The 16,925-nt window shown below is 45.0% G+C and carries 15 protein-coding genes, 1 pseudogene and 1 other annotated feature; of the genes and pseudogenes, 13 read left to right on the forward strand and 3 right to left on the reverse strand.

The annotated features are described in order from the left end of the window. Positions 1–162 precede the first annotated feature (162 nt). Both M1D71_RS12385 and M1D71_RS12390 read left to right on the forward strand, forming a co-directional pair. Complete coding sequence (locus M1D71_RS12385) at positions 163–2,052, forward strand: beta-glucoside-specific PTS transporter subunit IIABC (RefSeq protein ID WP_458126683.1); 1,890 nt, start codon at positions 163–165, stop codon at positions 2,050–2,052. A 373-nt stretch (positions 2,053–2,425) separates the two neighbouring features. Beyond that, positions 2,426–3,895 carry an Msr family ABC-F type ribosomal protection protein gene (locus tag M1D71_RS12390; protein ID WP_458126684.1) on the forward strand — a complete coding sequence of 490 codons (1,470 nt, stop codon included), beginning with the start codon at positions 2,426–2,428 and terminating at the stop codon, positions 3,893–3,895. Between the two features lie 102 nt (positions 3,896–3,997). Here M1D71_RS12390 and M1D71_RS12395 read toward each other — a convergent pair whose 3' ends face one another. After that, on the reverse strand, positions 3,998–4,588 hold the full coding sequence (locus tag M1D71_RS12395) for a biotin transporter BioY (RefSeq protein WP_458126685.1): 591 nt from the start codon (positions 4,586–4,588) through the stop codon (positions 3,998–4,000). Positions 4,589–4,700: 112 nt separating this feature from the next. Here M1D71_RS12395 and M1D71_RS12400 point away from each other — a divergent pair, with 112 nt between their 5' ends. From M1D71_RS12400 to M1D71_RS12425, 6 genes are all read left to right on the forward strand, one after another. Beyond that, positions 4,701–5,555, forward strand: a complete 855-nt coding sequence (locus M1D71_RS12400) for an ATP-binding cassette domain-containing protein (RefSeq protein ID WP_458126686.1) — start codon at positions 4,701–4,703, stop codon at positions 5,553–5,555. Continuing rightward, positions 5,540–7,309 (forward strand): ATP-binding cassette domain-containing protein, encoded by a 1,770-nt coding sequence (locus M1D71_RS12405; protein WP_458126687.1) that lies wholly within the window; start codon positions 5,540–5,542, stop codon positions 7,307–7,309. Before M1D71_RS12400 ends, M1D71_RS12405 begins: the two co-directional genes overlap by 16 nt. Before the next feature lie 140 nt (positions 7,310–7,449). Beyond that, on the forward strand, positions 7,450–7,749 hold the full coding sequence (locus M1D71_RS12410; protein WP_458126688.1) for a hypothetical protein: 300 nt from the start codon (positions 7,450–7,452) through the stop codon (positions 7,747–7,749). 166 nt (positions 7,750–7,915) lie between these two features. Then, positions 7,916–8,491, forward strand: a complete 576-nt coding sequence (locus M1D71_RS12415; RefSeq protein ID WP_458126689.1) for a GNAT family N-acetyltransferase — start codon at positions 7,916–7,918, stop codon at positions 8,489–8,491. 121 nt (positions 8,492–8,612) lie between these two features. Then, positions 8,613–10,070 (forward strand): S8 family serine peptidase, encoded by a 1,458-nt coding sequence (locus M1D71_RS12420; protein WP_458126690.1) that lies wholly within the window; start codon positions 8,613–8,615, stop codon positions 10,068–10,070. Between the two features lie 35 nt (positions 10,071–10,105). Beyond that, on the forward strand, positions 10,106–10,675 hold the full coding sequence (locus M1D71_RS12425) for a GNAT family N-acetyltransferase (RefSeq protein ID WP_458126691.1): 570 nt from the start codon (positions 10,106–10,108) through the stop codon (positions 10,673–10,675). A gap of 128 nt (positions 10,676–10,803) precedes the next feature. Here the strand turns inward: M1D71_RS12425 and M1D71_RS12430 are convergent, their stop codons facing one another. Then, positions 10,804–11,163 carry a MerR family transcriptional regulator gene (locus tag M1D71_RS12430; protein WP_076249478.1) on the reverse strand — a complete coding sequence of 120 codons (360 nt, stop codon included), beginning with the start codon at positions 11,161–11,163 and terminating at the stop codon, positions 10,804–10,806. A 103-nt stretch (positions 11,164–11,266) separates the two neighbouring features. Here M1D71_RS12430 and M1D71_RS12435 point away from each other — a divergent pair, with 103 nt between their 5' ends. The 4 genes and pseudogenes from M1D71_RS12435 (at position 11,267) to asd (ending at position 15,023) form a co-directional block, all read left to right on the forward strand. Then, positions 11,267–11,977 (forward strand): SDR family NAD(P)-dependent oxidoreductase, encoded by a 711-nt coding sequence (locus M1D71_RS12435; RefSeq protein ID WP_458126692.1) that lies wholly within the window; start codon positions 11,267–11,269, stop codon positions 11,975–11,977. A 129-nt stretch (positions 11,978–12,106) separates the two neighbouring features. Continuing rightward, positions 12,107–12,220 (forward strand): annotated as a pseudogene (locus tag M1D71_RS12440) (UTP--glucose-1-phosphate uridylyltransferase); the annotation flags it as partial. Positions 12,221–12,451: 231 nt separating this feature from the next. Beyond that, entirely contained in the window at positions 12,452–13,195 is a 744-nt protein-coding gene (locus M1D71_RS12445; RefSeq protein WP_458126693.1) for a class I SAM-dependent methyltransferase, read from the forward strand. 295 nt (positions 13,196–13,490) lie between these two features. Beyond that, positions 13,491–13,767, forward strand: a binding site (T-box leader). A 170-nt stretch (positions 13,768–13,937) separates the two neighbouring features. Then, positions 13,938–15,023 (forward strand): aspartate-semialdehyde dehydrogenase, encoded by a 1,086-nt coding sequence (gene asd, locus M1D71_RS12450; protein ID WP_458126694.1) that lies wholly within the window; start codon positions 13,938–13,940, stop codon positions 15,021–15,023. 280 nt (positions 15,024–15,303) lie between these two features. Here asd and M1D71_RS12455 read toward each other — a convergent pair whose 3' ends face one another. Continuing rightward, the gene (locus M1D71_RS12455) at positions 15,304–15,813 is read right to left on the reverse strand and encodes a MerR family transcriptional regulator (protein ID WP_458126695.1); all 510 of its coding nucleotides are present in this window, start codon (positions 15,811–15,813) and stop codon (positions 15,304–15,306) included. A 171-nt stretch (positions 15,814–15,984) separates the two neighbouring features. Here M1D71_RS12455 and M1D71_RS12460 point away from each other — a divergent pair, with 171 nt between their 5' ends. Beyond that, positions 15,985–16,836 (forward strand): aldo/keto reductase, encoded by an 852-nt coding sequence (locus M1D71_RS12460; RefSeq protein WP_458126696.1) that lies wholly within the window; start codon positions 15,985–15,987, stop codon positions 16,834–16,836. The last annotated feature ends 89 nt before the right edge of the window (positions 16,837–16,925 follow it).

The following is a 16,925-nucleotide window of genomic DNA, read 5'->3' on the forward strand; positions in this document are numbered from 1 at the left end:
AGGAATTGAATACGATTTAACTGGGATTGTTACTGGTTACGCAGGCAAAACCTAAGTCATGAGAAGGTCAGGACCGTTGTGTCCCCTCACTCAAGGCTTAGGTTTTTTGCGTGCAAAAAAATCGGTAAAGAGCCTGTTTGACAAAAAGTGGGGGTGCAGATTATGAGTCAAGAGAAACTGGCCAAGGAGATTGTAGAACTGGTTGGCGGTGAGAAAAATGTGGAATCGCTGGTTCATTGTGCGACACGGTTACGGTTTGTATTGAAGGACGATGCGAAGGCAGATAAAGCCAAATTGGAGAAAACAGAAGGTGTTATCGCAGTCAAAGAAAATGGGGGACAGTTCCAGGTTGTTGTTGGTAACAAGGTGCCTGAGGTCTATAGTGCCATTGGGCAGATCAGTAACATTCTGGACGATTCATCAGAGAAAGAAAAACCTCGCAAAGCAGCCAAAGGATTTGGGGGCATTATTGATGTCATATCCAGCATATTTGCACCGCTCCTTGGTGTTATGGCAGGAGCCGGTATTCTTAAAGGGTTATTGTTGATTGCAAGCAATATCGGATGGCTGGAAACGACCGAAACAACATATAAAATCCTGTATGCAGCAGCGGATAGTCTCTTTTACTTCCTGCCGCTGTTGTTAGCGGTTACAACAGCCCGCAAATTCCAGGGAAATATGTTTGTAGCGATGACGATAGCGGGTGCCTTAATCTATCCTTCCATCATTACGCTAAAAGCAGAGGGAACACCCACGGACTTCTTCGGTATTCCTGTAATCCTGATGAACTATTCGTCTACGGTTATTCCGATCATTTTAGCTGTAATCGTAATGAGTAAATTGGAAAAAATCTTCAACAAGGCTCTTCACGATAGTGTGAAAAACTTTGTTACACCGTTGTTCCTGCTAGTGATCATGGTACCTTTGACACTGCTCGTATTCGGACCATTCGGTGTATACGTTGGTAATGGAATTGCAGCCGGTCTCGTTGCTGCTTTTGGATTCAGTCCATTGCTCGCAGGGGCAGTGATGGGTGCCAGCTGGCAGTTGCTCGTTATCTTCGGAGTTCACTGGGGTCTAATTCCTGTATTTATCAACAACGTTGCTGTGTATGGACAGGACGGGGTTAAACCAGCTGCAACGGCTTCGATCTTTGCCCAAACGGGTGCAGCTTTTGGGGTTATGCTAAAAACCAAGAACAAAAAACTGAAAACATTGGCTGGATCATCCACATTGACCGCATTATTCGGTATTACTGAACCTGCCATCTATGGGGTAACATTACCACTGAAACGTCCGTTTATTGCAGGGGTTATCGGTGGTGCAGTTGGTGGAGCTATCATTGGACAAGCGGGCACATTGGCATTCGCATCCGGCGCACCGGGGTTGCTGACCTTGCCGATCTTCTACGGGCCAGGTGGACAAGGCTTTCCTGGATTGATTCTGGGTATCGTAGTATCCTTTGTCGTTTCGGCTGTACTGACGTACATCATGGGCTTCAAAGATCCGGTTGAGGAAGAAACAAAAACCGAGCCAACGTCATCCGCCCAGCAACCTGTCCGTACAATGAATGATTCAGACGAAGATGTATTTAGCCCAATTCAAGGAACAATTGTAGAATTGTCGGAAGTTCCAGATCCGGCCTTTGCATCGGGAGCAATGGGTAAAGGGATTGCGATTGAGCCTGCTGTGGGCAGAGTCGTAGCGCCTTTTGACGGTACAGTTACCGTTGCATTCAAGAAAAAACATGCCTTGGCTGTTGTATCAGACACCGGTGCTGAGATATTGGTTCACGTTGGTGTAGATACAGTTAAGCTGGACGGACAACATTTTGTTTCCCATATCAAAGAAGGGGATCGGGTTCAAGCGGGAGATCTGTTGCTAGAATTCGATATTGCACAGATTAAGGCCGCCGGTTATCATACGGTGACACCTATTATTGTTACCAATTCAGCCAACTACGAAGAAGTGATTCCGCAGGCTAAAGGGCAAGTTAATAGCCAAGATCTTCTATTGAAATTAAGTAGTGGGAATGGTCAGGAACAAAAGTAGATTGATGTACTAATCCGATGCTGTCATATTTTCATCGTTCCGTTGACATGGTGGAATTGGAAAATTATAATTAGGCTCTGACCGCTGGTTCAGAGTAAACGGGATCAGTCTGTCATTTTCAATCATCCTGACCTTAAAATAAGTGTTATACTCGTTTTCCCGTTTACGTTGAATCACAGGCCGTGGCCTGTGATTCTTTGTTTTTCTTATGACTATCTTAATTAGGTAAAGGCGTTCAATACAGACTACTGCTGGAGGTACCGCTATGATGACGTTACTGTTCTATTGATACGAGCTGGCACGATAAGCTCGTATCGATAGAAGCGTGCTTCGCTATCGATACGAAATAAATCTTATTTCGGAGGTAGCGAATATGGAAAAGATGTGTTTTGAATTAAAACAGGTTGAGATGACCTATATGGATAAAGCAGTACTGAATATTGAGCGACTGGCTGTTCATCAACTGGATCGCATCGGTGTAGTAGGTGGGAATGGTCAGGGTAAAAGTACGTTATTGAAACTCATTGCGGGACAGATTCAGCCAACCGCTGGAAAGGTAAAACGTTACGCAGAGTTCGGCTATCTGGAACAAGTTGAACCACCCCAGCCTAATGGACATCTGGAAGTTGACGGGGCTTTACTGAGTAAATTAGCCATACCTCAACACGACCAGCAATGGAGTGGCGGCGAACAAACCCGTCTAAAACTCGCTCAAATGTTCACTCATTATCACGAAGTATTGTTGCTGGATGAACCAACAACACATCTGGATCAGGAGGGCATTGCATTCCTACTGGATGAATTGCGCTATTACTATGGGGCAATTGTGCTGATTAGTCATGATCGTGCGGTACTGGATGAGCTGGTAACCACGATCTGGGAAATTCATCAGGGAGAGGTTCGTGTATATTCCGGCAATTACAGTGACTATCAGGCACAGAAGAGGCTTGAGCGTGAACAGCAGAACCAGGCCCATGAACAATTCTCCAAGGAGAAAAGACGATTGGAACTGGCCGCCAGGGAAAAGATGAAAAAAGCTGAAAAAATAACGCAGGCCGGAAGCATGTCCAAAAAAGAATCAAAGGCAAAAGCAAATCGTATGGTTGAAACAAAATCCAAAGGCACCAGTCAAAAAGCAGTGCACCGCGCAGCCAAAGCGATTGAACAGCGTATGCAACAACTTCACGAGGTGAAAGCGGTGCAAGAGGATCGGCCTATCATCTTCCGTCAGCCAAAGACACTGGAGCTGCACAATCGCTTTCCGATTATGGCAGATCGTCTTACACTTGAGGTAGAAGGCCACGTATTGTTGGAGGATGTAAGTTTTCAGGTTCCATTAAAGCAAAAAATAGCGATAACCGGAGCCAATGGCAGTGGGAAAAGCACATTGCTTAACCATGTTTTCCATGTCGGAGATCAGATCACTATGTCTCCAAAAGCAAAACTTGGTTATTTTCAGCAAATGAGCTATCGTTTCACGACGAAAGAGTCCGTATTACAATTCCTGAAGAATCGTTCGGAATATGAGGAATCAGAGCTCAGAAGTGCGTTGCACGCGATGCAATTCTCAGGTAACGACCTGCTGAAGAATGTTGGGACATTAAGCGGTGGAGAAGCGATTCGTCTTCAACTATGTCACTTGTTTCTGGGCCAATACAATATTCTTTTGTTGGATGAACCAACCAATTTTCTTGATATGCATGCACTGGAAGCGTTGGAGCGTTTTATCAAGGCGTATGAGGGAACAATTCTGTTTGTATCTCATGATCAGACGTTTATTGAAAATACAGCAGATCAACAATTTCAGATTTCAGATCGTCGATTGCTTCAGGTGACTAGATAATGAACGAATAGATAGAGAGAAGTAACGAAAACCGCCAAAATCATTTTGGCGGTTTTGCTGTTTTTCCAATATAGGCAGATCGGATACCTTATGTAGCTTCTGTTAAGACTCCGCTTGTACAACCGTTGAATGAATGTTACCGGTGAGGCGTTGAGGCGGGAAAACCATGCGTACTGGCGCAATGATGATCGCAGCAAATACAGCTTTGATCAGATCACCTATAATGTAAGGATAGAACCCTTGAATCATAGCCTCAGGAAGGTCCATTTTGTATGCATAGGCAAGCCAAGGGACCCCAGATACATACACGAGGAGTGAACCAAATAGTTCAAATACAACAAAAGCGAGAATGAATCCTGTGACACCTCTGATATTGATTCGTGCAAGTAGCAGTCCAATTAATAATGCGGAGATCGGCCACATCATCACATATCCTCCGGTAGGTCCGAGTAGTACCGCAAGTCCTCCGGTCCCGTGCAGCAAGGGGAATCCAAGAGCGGTGAGCAGAACAACCATCGTGACACTTAGAAAACCATAGAGTGGACCAAGTAATCCTCCGGCCAGCATGACAGCTAAAGTTTGTAATGTTATCGGTACAGGGGAGAAGCCAATAGGAATGCTTATGTAACCAAAAAGCACTAAAATTGCGGCCATAAGTGCGCTGAATACAATGCCTCGCAAAGATAATTTCATGTTTGAACAATCCTCTCGATTTTGATAATATGATTGTTAACCAAATCGAAATATATGGTTAACGATTAGGATCGTACCACATAACCATAGAAAGGGAAAGGACTAATTTACGATGCAAGGCAACCTGCCAATAATTATATTAGAAGATGCTAGAGTTCACTATGCTTCCGAAGCTGGTCAAGTGAGAAAAGCACTGGATGGTGTCTCACTCACGTTGCACCAAGGAGAGTGGGTAAGTATTGTAGGCGCGAACGGGAGTGGAAAAAGTACGCTTGCCGGACTGCTAATCGGATTTACGCCGCTATCGGGAGGGGTACGAAATATCTCGGATGAACTTATCATTCGGGGTGTATTGCAGCAACCGGATGCTCAGGTACTGGGGGATACGATTGAAGAGGAGTTTCATTTTGCGCTGTCACCATTGATGGATTCTGTAGAAGAGCAATTGGACAACAGGCAGGACGCATTACATACCGTAGGACTTCAATATCCCCCGGAGATGGCCATCTCACAATTATCCGGCGGACAGAAACAGCTGCTTAACATTGCCGTAGCGCTCGCGGCCAAGCCGGATGTCTTGATTCTGGATGAGCCGACAGCGATGCTTGATCCGGAAGCAAGAGAACGCATCGAGACCATCGTTCAGAAGATCACCCAGCGGGGGACGACGGTAATCTGGATTACACATCATCTGGAAGAAGCAACGCTGTGTGATCGAATTATTGCTATTGAAAGGGGACGTTGTGTCTACAACGCGGTGCCTGAGTCCTTTTATTATGAAAAAGAGACGAATGAGAAGATTACCCGGGAAAATGTACAGTTATCCCCCTGTGAACAGTTAGGGTTGGACCCTCCTTTTACTGTAAAGACTGCATTATTTCTCAAGCAAAAAGGCATGCTGCCAGAAGCTATGCCACTGCGACCCGAGCAACTGGCTAAGGAGGTCGCACGATGGAGATCGAATTAACCAATATACGTATAGAAGCATCCGAACCGAACAAACGCGCATTGCTTAAAGATGTTACGGTACAGTTGAACAGCGGGGAGATCACCTTACTAATAGGCTGTACGGGTTCGGGGAAAACAACATTATTACAGACGCTGGCTGGCTTGAAACTTCCTGATGCAGGAAGTATTACACTGGATGGCACGCCTTTCTGGCGAGAAGGGAAAGTGCCGCAGTCGATTTTATTGCAGATGGGGCTGGTATTTCAATTCCCGGAACAACAATTGTTTGCCCGGAGCATTCAGCGTGAATTCACATATTCTTTGCGTCCATATCGACTTTCGGAGAGCCAGCAACAAGAGCAGATTGCGAAAGCACTTAACCAATGGGATCCACCGGTATCCCCGGAGATGGAACGGCGATTTCAGCTGGACAGGTCGCCATTTGCACTAAGTGGGGGAGAGAAGCGCAGGCTTGGACTTGCACTCGGAAGTGTGACCAATCCACACTGGCTTCTGCTGGATGAGCCGAGCGCTGGGTTGGAAGCGCAAAGTGTCGGACTGTTGCTGGATGCAATAAAGCATCATCGTCTGGCAGGCGGTGGGGGCGTGGTTGCAACCCATGATCTGGATACATTTTTGCCTTGTGCTGATCGGGTATTGTTGTTACAGGAAGGTCGTCTAATCGCTGATCTCACGCCGAGACAACTTCACGAAAGTCCTGAACTGCTGGAGCAGACAGGGATCGGATTGCCACCTTCCATGCGACTGGCACAGCAGTTCAGAACTGCAGGTATTGATTTACCTTTTACCGCGATGACGCCAGAGGAGATGGCAGCAAGCATTGTTCAGTCCAAGTCAGTTGAGGTACAGATTCAAAACGAATCGAAAGAAGCATCAAGGACGATAACGATGGAAGTCAAGAGCGATGCAATGAAGTATGAAAAAGGAGCACCGATGCTGTCGTCCATTAAAACGGAAGATGATCCGAAGATTCTTCCGAACACCTTGATTCATTCGGGTGGATTATATGGCGTGATGGACCCGCGTCTGAAGTGGATTTTGTATATTTTACTGGTTACCGCCGCGATGCTTCAACAGCGCTGGCTGGGATTGACGTTAACATTGGTGCCGGTAGTGGCTGCACTTGCCGTTCTCCCGCGTCAGACTTTGGCTGGATGCCTTAAGTTAATGAAACCACTGTTAATCTTTTTCCTCATATCGACGGCGTTATCTGGAACAACCCTTTCAACTGAGGGAGGAGGACTGCACTTTGGCTTTTCCCTGGTACAAGCGGAGGGCACTTTGCTGAATGTGTATCGTTTGTTTATCGTCACGTTGGCAAGTCTGTGGTTTTCACTGACGACGCCTTATGGGCGAATGGTAGAAGGGTTGAACTGGGTACTCGGTATCGGTAAAAAAATCAGGCTGCCCGTAGCTTCGTTTGCACTTGCTGTATCGTTAATCTTTCGTTTTATCCCGATGATCTGGAGTGAGTGGCAGCGATTCTCGCTGATCGTACGGGCACGTGGGAAGGCGGCTTTAAGACCAAACACTGTGCGGATTCGTGACCTGGGTCCGATGGTTATCCCCTTGTTAATGGCACTGTTCCAACGTGCAGAGGATATGACCATTGCGATGGAAATGCGTAAAGTTAGAGAGAACTCCTTGCTTGGAGCACGCTCTTCGTTATTGATATGGTCCAAACGAGATACCTGGATTAGCATGGCTGGTCTCATTGGTTTTGTACTATTAGTATGGATTCGCCAACTATGATGGCGATGATTAACGTGCTGATCAGGTGATGGATCAGAAGCTTAAACGCAGTGTTTTCCAATAATCATGCATAATTTCGTAAGTGCTCGCTCACAATAAGTGTGCGTTGATCATCTGGAATGGACTAGGAGGGACGAACGATGAAAGATAAGTTTTTGCGTGAAGAACGGCGAGAATATACTGATGTGTCTACGGTGGAATCGCAACGAAACGACATCACACTGGAGGAATTCCCGGAGGGTCCTTACGGTTCATCTCTTCTATCCGAGTCTCTTGGGAAGAGTTCTCCATGGCGGGTGGATCAACGATCTGCACACCGGTTTGATTATGAGAATCATGAGCTTCACGAGGGAGAAGTGCGGGATTATCCGGGTCAGGATGTATTCGATGAAACGGTTCCGGATAACGTGACCAAGCCTCAATATACGGAAGAGTCGTAAATGACATATGGATATAAAATAGAGTATAGCCTCCGACAGGATTGTCCTGTTCGGGGGCTATTTTCGTTGAGATAGTTTGAAAACAAAATTCCTCTAATACCACATTACGGGTTATTATATTTGTAGCTCACAGTAAAAAATTGGTTGGTTATGCGGAGGGTTCGGAATGAGAGAAATCGATTATAGTCAATATTTCTGGCAGGATGATAAGGTCAGATTACGTGCTTTGCGTGAGGAAGATTGGGAAGATCATTATTATAACCGCTTTGATACACCTGCCCGTCGGTTATTGGAGTGTGCAGTAGAGTTGCCGCCAACCCATGCCGAGGTGAAGAATTTCACCGAAAGCTTTTCTGATTTTTCTTTAGCCAAAGGACGGATCATGTTTACAATTGAGAATATGAATGGTGAGAATGTCGGAGGTGTGAATCTGAATAGTATTGATGAAAGGAACGGTACCTTTAGCATTGGCATTCAAATTGACAGAGATCATCGAGGAAAAGGGTACGGAACCAGAGCTGTTCGAATCTTGCTGAACTATGCTTTCTTCGAGCGCAGACTCAACAAATTTAATGATTATGTACTCCATGGAAATGAACCTTCCGCAGCCATGATGAGAAAGCTTGGATGTGTCCAGGAAGGTGTGCGTCGCCAGGTGATCTATACGGATGGAAAATACCAGGATCTGATCCTCTTTGGATTAACCAAAGACGAGTTTATGGAAAAAGAGGGCCTTGTTTGAGTCCATCATAAATAAGATCGCTAGGGTGCTTGAGGTCTGCCAATGTTAGTTGGATACATGGTAATGTACATTAAGCAGAAGGCGAGAGTATTCTAATGATATCAAAATCTGAGGTGATCGTGTGGATAGAGCAATACCCGATCCGACATGGAAAAGGTTAGGTTTTGCTGAACGGCCTGATTTTCAAACTTCTGGTCTGGGTGTGGGGATTGTAATTATCGATTCAATTAAACCACATCATCTCGTAAATCACTTAAATACACATATCAAATGTATCGCCGTACATGAAAATATGACTGTCACTATGAGCGACATTTCATCTATGAACAGGGAGGAGGATAACAGGAAAGGTGAGCATGGCCTTATGAGTGTACTGGCTTTGGCCCATGAACCTATTCTATTAGAGGAACAGATTCATGTCGGGATAGCACCAGCAGCAACATTTATCGTTCTAGATCATGGGGCATTTACAACTGGAGAAGGAGAACGTCTGAAAAAAGGAATGGAATGGATTCTTGAACATGGGGTCGAATGGAATATAAAAATTATTTTAAGCACTGGTTGGCAGGCATTAGATAATGAAGTTCATCTTAAAAATACGAGTGAAAATTCAACGGTTAAAGCATTGGCGACAGCTGTGCAACAGGGCATATTGGTTATTTGTTCGAATGGAAATACACGTTTAAATAACATCATGCCTCCAATACAGTATCTAGCAGTAGGAGGCTACATTGATCGTGGAAAGGCCGATCGTTCATTACACGTTCCTTTCCCTGATGAACCTTATGGCAGAAATGGAGATAGTCACTTTAGGCCGGACATATTAGCGCCCAGACTACACCTTACAATCCCCTCTTATGAATCTGAAGATTCTGGTCAGCGCGTATCTTTTTATGGGGGGACCTCTGGAGCGGCTGCGCTTGTGGCTGGTGTTGCGGCCCATTTGTTCTCCCAATTTCCGAGTTTAAGTTCCGAGATGCTGAGAAACTTATTAGTCGAGCATGGTGAACCACTTGAAGGTGATGATAACTTGGCTCCTCGAATTAACGTTGAGAATACAATTCGTTATATGAACAGGGCAGATAAGCCAAGGTACATAACAAAAACTTTACCCATGATAAGTATGAAAAATCAAAATCCCTACAGCGCAATTCATTCAATGGATGAGATTGAAAGAGCCCTTTCTTTAACTACTTTAGTTGAGAGGGATGAATTATCACGTGAAGAGTTATGGAGCTTCACTAAGGATTCATCCGCTATTGTTCGTAAAATTGCAGTATCGACCCTCGGTGAACCGATGAACGAACAAGAGCGACAGTTGTATTGGGTGTACTTAATGCATGAAACAGAAGGAGGGGTGCGTGGATGGTATATGCATGGATTATTGCAAAATGCTCCAAAGGAGGAAATACACCATTGGATAAATTGGTCAACAGATATTAACTGGTCGGTTCGATGGTGTGTTAGCGAATACTTGGCTCAATATCCAGAGTGTTTTCCCCAACTTGAAAAAACCCAAGATCCTGACGCTATACAAATCAAGGCATTGCCTTTAAGGCAATGGTACACGGCTCTATAATGATGTAACGTAAATCAGTATGTGGAGGCAACCTTATGAAACAAACCAATTCAAGTGATGAATTAATCATCGACTGCAAGGATATTTATTTGCGCGAGTATCGAATTGAAGATTTGGAGAAACTGCAAGAAATTACGTGGCAACCTGATGTGTATGAATTCCTACCGGGATGGAACGCTACGATTGAAGAGAGAGCCCTGTGGCTCGCCGAATATGAAATCCCTGAGAATCAGCGTTTTAAACAAGCTGTGATGGCGGGAGGGGATATCGGAGAGTTATATTTACGTATGGCTATCGTACTCAAAGAAAATGATGAGTTCATAGGATGGTGCTGCTCAGGGATCAAGGACGAGCTGCCAGCACCCAATCGGGAGATTATGTACGGTATATCGAAACACTTCAGGAACCGTGGCTATACAACGCAGGCAGTAAACGGAATGACGGAGTATTTGTTTGAACATACAAACGTGGAAGTGTTAAATGCCATCGCTTTGACTACCAATCAAGCATCCAATAAGGTCATACAGAAATGTAATTTTGAACTTTTAAATAGAATAAAAATTGAGAATGAACCCTATAACCATTACCAATTGTGTAAGCGTTAAGGTCATTTTTGTTTGAACTTTTAACCTTATTGAAAATCGCTATAAGTTCAACCTTTCGGATCAGGTTAGACAGTGAATGCTGGCTGCCTGATCTTTTTCTGTCATTTAATCTATAGGACAAGTTTTTGTTAATAATTTTCTCCGCGATAATAGCGCTCCAGTTTGTTATCCAAATGAACAAGCTGCGCTTTTTTCTCCTCGATATCATTCAGCAACTTTTGCTTTTGATCCTCAATCAGCTTGGTTCTTTCCTTCAAAGTGGAGGTTCCTTCATTGACCTGATCATAATACTTTTTGATGTCTTCCACACTCATCCCGGTTTCGCGAAGGCATTTGATAAAAACCAGCCAGTTCAGATCATCCTCCAAATAAAGACGGTTATTCTGCTCATTTCGTGCAGCAGGTTTCAACAGTCCCTTTCTTTCATAAAAGCGGATCGCTCCAATTGAGATTTCAACTTTTTTCGCTACTTCTCCAATCGTTAACATGTTAACCATCCCTTTTTATATAAATAATTTGACCTACACTAAGTGTAGCATAGTAACTTAAACATTGTTAAATATAAATCAAATTACGGAAAGAAGGGTTTGCATGAAAAAGACTGTCTTGGTAACCGGTGCAAATAAAGGTATTGGATATGAAATCGTTAAGCAGTTAGGTGAAGCAGGATGGAAAGTTATCCTTGGCGCACGCAGTGTTGAACGGGGTGAAGCCGCTGTTTCGGAGTTAACTTCCAGAGGGCTAGACGTAGAATTTTTACAAATTGACATGACTGACTTGAAGAGCATCCAGCAGGCAGCCGATACGATTAACAATGCTTATCCCGCAATAAAGTTATTGATCAATAACGCTGGTATGCCGGGTGCTTTCTCTCATTCATTTACGGATACCCAGGAGGAAGATCTGCGGAACGCCTTTGAAGTCAACTTTTTCGGCACCTTCCGGTTGAATCAGAGGTTATTCCCGTTAATCAAAGATAATGAAGGCACAATCATTAATGTATCGACTGACATGGCTTCTCTGGACCATATGCAAAATGCGGAATTTACTTTGAACGCCTTCGACTATAACTCATCCAAAACGGCCAATAGTGCCATGACACTTTCGATGGCTTATGAAGTGAAAAACAGCAGGGCTCAAGTCTTTGCGGTAACACCTGGATTCACATCAACAGATCTTAACGGCAATGCCGAAGGCGGTAAATCAAAAGAAGCGGGCGCTGCGATTATCGTGGGCTATGCGACAGATGGCAAACGTCATAACGGGGAGTTCCTGGATGAGAATGGCCTGTACCCTTGGTAATCCAACGTTGCCAAAAGCAACCGATAGATCGAGATGAATTTAGAGCATAATGCGCTTCAATAAAACGTCACAGATTCGTTAGCTTGAAACCCATTGGGCTAGCCACCCACCAATCGGATGCTGCTAAATGGACTAGGGCATGCGATTGGGTGTGCACGGCAATTTGTAGGGGATGATGCCTTCGCTGTACTGCTCGGAGATGACATTATGGTGTCTGATCCGCCAGTACTTGCACAGATGGTCCATCTCGACGCTACGATATTGGCGATCAATTCGGATATATTCAGGCGATCTTGGAGATCGGACTGATGCGCAAGGAATTACAGCCCATGCTGACACCATATCTTCAGAAGCTTGCAACCCAGTGGGCATAGGGATTGATATGTAGCAGAGGTTTTTCCAGCATTGTACAATGCTTCCTGTAACGCTACAATCAACAAGAAGTTCAAGTTGCTCTTTGAGGAGTGAGGAATCATGAATGAGTCTATCATCAGGGACCTTATTCAGTATATGGACGTGGAGGACAACGCCGCCACCCAGTACATTCAGACCGAGCATCGGATGAAACTGGGACTCTTTTGGGGGATACAGGAAGGCAGCCGCGTTCTGGAAATCGGATGTGGTCAGGGAGATACAACTGCCGTGCTTGCACATCTGGTGGGGGAGCATGGGCACGTTCATGGTGTAGATATTGCACCAGAGGATTATGGTGCACCGCTGACCGTAGGCGAAGCGGCAGCCAAGCTGCGGAGATCTCCGCTGGGTGACCGAATTCGAATGGATTATGATTTCGACATTCTAAGTGATCAAGCCCAATTCGCTGAGAATGAGTTTGATGTGATTGTGCTATCCCATTGTTCTTGGTACATGAAATCGTTTGACGAACTCGCGCAGATTCTTAGCAAGGTTAGGACGTGGGGACATCAGCTATGTTTTGCTGAATGGGATGCACGAGTTACAGATGTGAGCCAGCTCTCGCACTGGTTATCCGTTCTGATTCAGTCCCAGGTCGAATGTTACAAGGAGAACAGCTTCTCCAATGTGCGCACGCTCTTTACACCAGAGGACATCCAAGAGCTTGTCTCTGCGGCAGGCTGGACGATGAAGGAAGAGACTTCGATCCATTCTCCCGAACTGCAGGACGGTCGCTGGGAAACCGAAATGACACTGGCAGAACGCCTGTGGAACTGCAGATGCTTCCGATCCCGGACAAAGTGAAAACACTTCTTCTTTCCGAACTGAAATTACTTAAGACACATCATGTCTCGGGGCGGCCTGGGAGTCCACTAGGAACGTATGCGATGGTTGCCAAAAAACAGTAAGGAAATAGCTATTTGCAGTATGCTATAATAAAAACGTCTATCACGTACTTTTCACAGAAGACAGACCGCATTTAGCTGAAGTTTTTCTTGCGATAATTGATTGGTTCAGCTCCGCTGGAAACATATAAATTCCATTATCTAAAAAAATGTGTTTACTTCATCACGGTAATTTTGATATTATAATCGCAATATCAAATGCGACGAAGAGACGAGTAGATAAAATTAATTCTTTCAAAGAGAGCTCCGGTAGCTGAAAAGGAGTAAAGAATCTTTTATTGAATAAAGACTCAGAGCAGCACATCGGAACTTAGCATTAAGGGATGGTGTGACAGGAGCTCCTGTTACAGAGCTAGAGTATGAACGGTCTACAGCTAGCAACATGGTTGTATTCCTTTACTTGAAGAGGCGGATATGGTGACATATCGGCGAATCTGGGTGGTACCACGAGAGTTCAATCTCGTCCCTGAGACTATTGTCTTGGGGATGGGATTTTTTGGTTTTTCCGGGGCTGTGACTACACGCTTTGGAATTGCCTGAATAGTGTTAATTGAGAGCCAATTTCATAATACGTCTTAAGTGAGTTTATGAAATTGATTCAAAGAGAAGAATCACTCAAACCGAAAGGAAATGATGATTGAATGTCAGCAAAATTGAAAGTCGGTATCGTCGGAGGAACGGGAATGGTAGGTCAGCGTTTTGTGGACCTGCTCGATCAACATCCATGGTTTGAAGTAACAGCTATTTCTGCAAGCGCCAATTCGGCAGGTAAAACATATGAAGAATCCGTACAAGGCAGATGGAAACTCGCAGTTCCTATTCCGGAAGCTGTGAAGAAAATCGTTGTCCAAGATGCTTCTCAGGTAGAGGCTTTTGCAAACCAGGTTGATTTTATTTTCTGCGCGGTTGATATGAAAAAGAATGAAATTCAAGCGCTCGAAGAGGCTTATGCCAGAACAGGAACCCCTGTTGTGTCCAACAACTCAGCTCACCGCTGGACGGCTGATGTACCTATGGTGATCCCTGAGATTAACCCGGGACATCTGGATGTCATTGAAGCACAGAGAAAACGTCTGGGTACCAAAACCGGATTCATTGCAGTGAAACCAAACTGCTCGATTCAGAGCTATGTGCCAGCACTGCACGCCTTGCGTGAGTTCAACCCGACTCAGGTGGTCGCTTCCACGTATCAAGCAATCTCCGGAGCAGGTAAAAACTTTACCGACTGGCCTGATATGCTCGATAATGTGATTCCATACATCGGTGGCGAAGAAGAGAAGAGTGAGCAGGAACCACTGCGGATCTGGGGCAGCATCGAAAATAATCAGATCGTCAAAGCATCTGCTCCATTAATTACAACACAATGTATTCGTGTACCTGTAACGGATGGACATCTGGCTACAGTGTTTGTAAACTTCGAGAAAAAACCAAGTAAAGACGAAATTCTGGAGCGTTGGTTGCAGTTCAAAGGTCGTCCGCAGGAACTGGCTCTGCCAAGCGCACCGAAACAATTCATTACGTATTTTGAAGAAGAGAACAGACCGCAGACGAAACTGGATCGTGACATCGAACGCGGAATGGGTGTATCCACAGGCCGACTGCGCGAAGATTCACTCTATGATTATAAATTCGTTGGATTGTCCCACAACACGTTGCGTGGAGCAGCAGGCGGTGCGGTTCTGATCGCGGAACTGCTCAAAGCTGAAGGATATATTCAGCCGAAATAAGCATAAAGGCATCATGAGCAGTAACAGAATTCTGAACAGAATGATTATTTGAAAACCATCACTCGTTGATGGTTTTTTGTATTGTGGGGACCGAAATGGTGAGTAGTTGATACACGGAGCAAATGTGTATAGGGATTAATACGGCGAAAAACGCCGACGTGATTGTCGACGTTTTATACTTGATGAAAGGGAAGCCCCCTTTTTTTAAATATACATAAAGTAAGAAGAAACCTTTATTGTTAGAACAAACGTTATTTATCGCGACTTTAAGTTTAAGATACTATGCTAGTTGCTGCTTCATAGCAGCTACCGGGCATTGACCCGAAGCTTCGGCTTCAGGAAGACCGCGGCTCTTTAATCGGGATGCAGGACAACTTCCTTCTTCGTCACGCTTGGTCTCCCAATTGGCAGGGTTGGTCATATCCGGGATGCGTTGCTCCAAAATGGCCTGATATTGACGTGCTTTCTCTTCCAAATGGGCAACGCGGCTCTTGGCTTCTTCAAGCTGAATCAGCGCCGCTTCCTTGTATTCCATCATAAGTGCGAACCGCTGCGGAACGGTTGAATCACCTTCGAGGCAGAGATCGACGTATGTCTTAATATTTTCAATCGGTAAACCTGTCTGCTTGAGGCATTTGACGCCATGCAGCCAATTGATTGATTCTTCATCAAACACCCGAATATTATTTTTATTGCGTTGAATGCTTGGAACCAAGCCCTTATCCGTATAAAAGCGAACTGCGTGCTCTGTGAGTCCCGTAAGCTGGGCAGCATCTTGGACAGTATACATATGGAATCCTCCTTCTAAAAAAATATTGGAGACCGCTTGACTTCGTGTAAGACGAAGGAGCTAGGGTTATTGTAACGCAAGTCGGACGGAAGTGGAATCCCGCTTAGTTGCAGGATTCCAGGAATACGTGACCACTTGCGATTCACAATTGAATCATAGGAGGAATTGAGTATGCAAACTGTAACCTTGAACAATGGAGTGAAAATGCCGATCATTGGCTTTGGTGTCTACCAGGTTCCCGATGCTGATGAATGCGAGAACACGGTATATGAGGCACTGAAGGCCGGTTACCGCCTGATTGATACCGCTGCCGGTTATTTGAACGAAGAAGCGGTTGGACGCGCAATTAAACGCAGCGGCATACCGAGGGAAGAACTGTTTAACACGACCAAGCTTTGGATTCAGGATGCCGGATACGAAAGTGCCAAGCTGGCGTTTGCCAAATCGTTGAGTAAGCTTCAGCTTGATTATCTGGATATGTATCTTATTCACATGCCGTTTGGTGACTATTACGGCGCGTGGCGTGCGATGGAAGAACTGTACCGCGAAGGCAAGATCAAGGCAATCGGTGTCAGCAACTTCCTTCCAGACCGTCTGATGGACCTCATCGTTCATAACGAAATTGTGCCTGTCATCAATCAGATCGAAACGCATCCGTTTCAACAGCAGGTCGACAGCGTTGCTTTCATGAAAGAACAGGGGATACAGCACCAGTCCTGGTCACCGTTTGCCGAAGGTCGCAACAATTTGTTCAGCAACGAAGTGCTGGCCTCCATTGCCGAGAAACATAACAAAACCGTCGCCCAGGTTGTACTGCGCTGGCTTGTGCAGCGGGACGTCGTTGTTATTCCCAAATCGGTACGCAGAGAGCGGCTCATCGAGAACTTCGATATTTTTGATTTTGTACTGAGCCCGGAAGAGATTGCAACCATTTCCACACTCGATACCAAGGAAAGTCTATTCATGAAGATAGACGATCCTGGAGTTGCCAAGATGCTGGGCAATATGAAAGTGGATTTGTAACCCAGAAACGAATTACTAAGTTTACGAAACGTAGCAGTATCGTAGCAATAATAGTAATAACAGCAACTCAATGCAAAACGCCGACAATG

The sequence above is a fragment of the Paenibacillus sp. Z3-2 genome (genome assembly GCF_054161325.1).

Coding starts and splice junctions, on each gene's coding strand:
- M1D71_RS12385 (WP_458126683.1), top strand. CDS start 163: ATGAGTCAAGAGAAACTGGCCAAGGAGATTGTAGAACTGGTTGGCGGT.
- M1D71_RS12390 (WP_458126684.1), top strand. CDS start 2,426: ATGGAAAAGATGTGTTTTGAATTAAAACAGGTTGAGATGACCTATATG.
- M1D71_RS12395 (WP_458126685.1), bottom strand. CDS start 4,588: ATGAAATTATCTTTGCGAGGCATTGTATTCAGCGCACTTATGGCCGCA.
- M1D71_RS12400 (WP_458126686.1), top strand. CDS start 4,701: ATGCAAGGCAACCTGCCAATAATTATATTAGAAGATGCTAGAGTTCAC.
- M1D71_RS12405 (WP_458126687.1), top strand. CDS start 5,540: ATGGAGATCGAATTAACCAATATACGTATAGAAGCATCCGAACCGAAC.
- M1D71_RS12410 (WP_458126688.1), top strand. CDS start 7,450: ATGAAAGATAAGTTTTTGCGTGAAGAACGGCGAGAATATACTGATGTG.
- M1D71_RS12415 (WP_458126689.1), top strand. CDS start 7,916: ATGAGAGAAATCGATTATAGTCAATATTTCTGGCAGGATGATAAGGTC.
- M1D71_RS12425 (WP_458126691.1), top strand. CDS start 10,106: ATGAAACAAACCAATTCAAGTGATGAATTAATCATCGACTGCAAGGAT.
- M1D71_RS12430 (WP_076249478.1), bottom strand. CDS start 11,163: ATGTTAACGATTGGAGAAGTAGCGAAAAAAGTTGAAATCTCAATTGGA.
- M1D71_RS12435 (WP_458126692.1), top strand. CDS start 11,267: ATGAAAAAGACTGTCTTGGTAACCGGTGCAAATAAAGGTATTGGATAT.
- M1D71_RS12445 (WP_458126693.1), top strand. CDS start 12,452: ATGAATGAGTCTATCATCAGGGACCTTATTCAGTATATGGACGTGGAG.
- asd (WP_458126694.1), top strand. CDS start 13,938: ATGTCAGCAAAATTGAAAGTCGGTATCGTCGGAGGAACGGGAATGGTA.
- M1D71_RS12455 (WP_458126695.1), bottom strand. CDS start 15,813: ATGTATACTGTCCAAGATGCTGCCCAGCTTACGGGACTCACAGAGCAC.
- M1D71_RS12460 (WP_458126696.1), top strand. CDS start 15,985: ATGCAAACTGTAACCTTGAACAATGGAGTGAAAATGCCGATCATTGGC.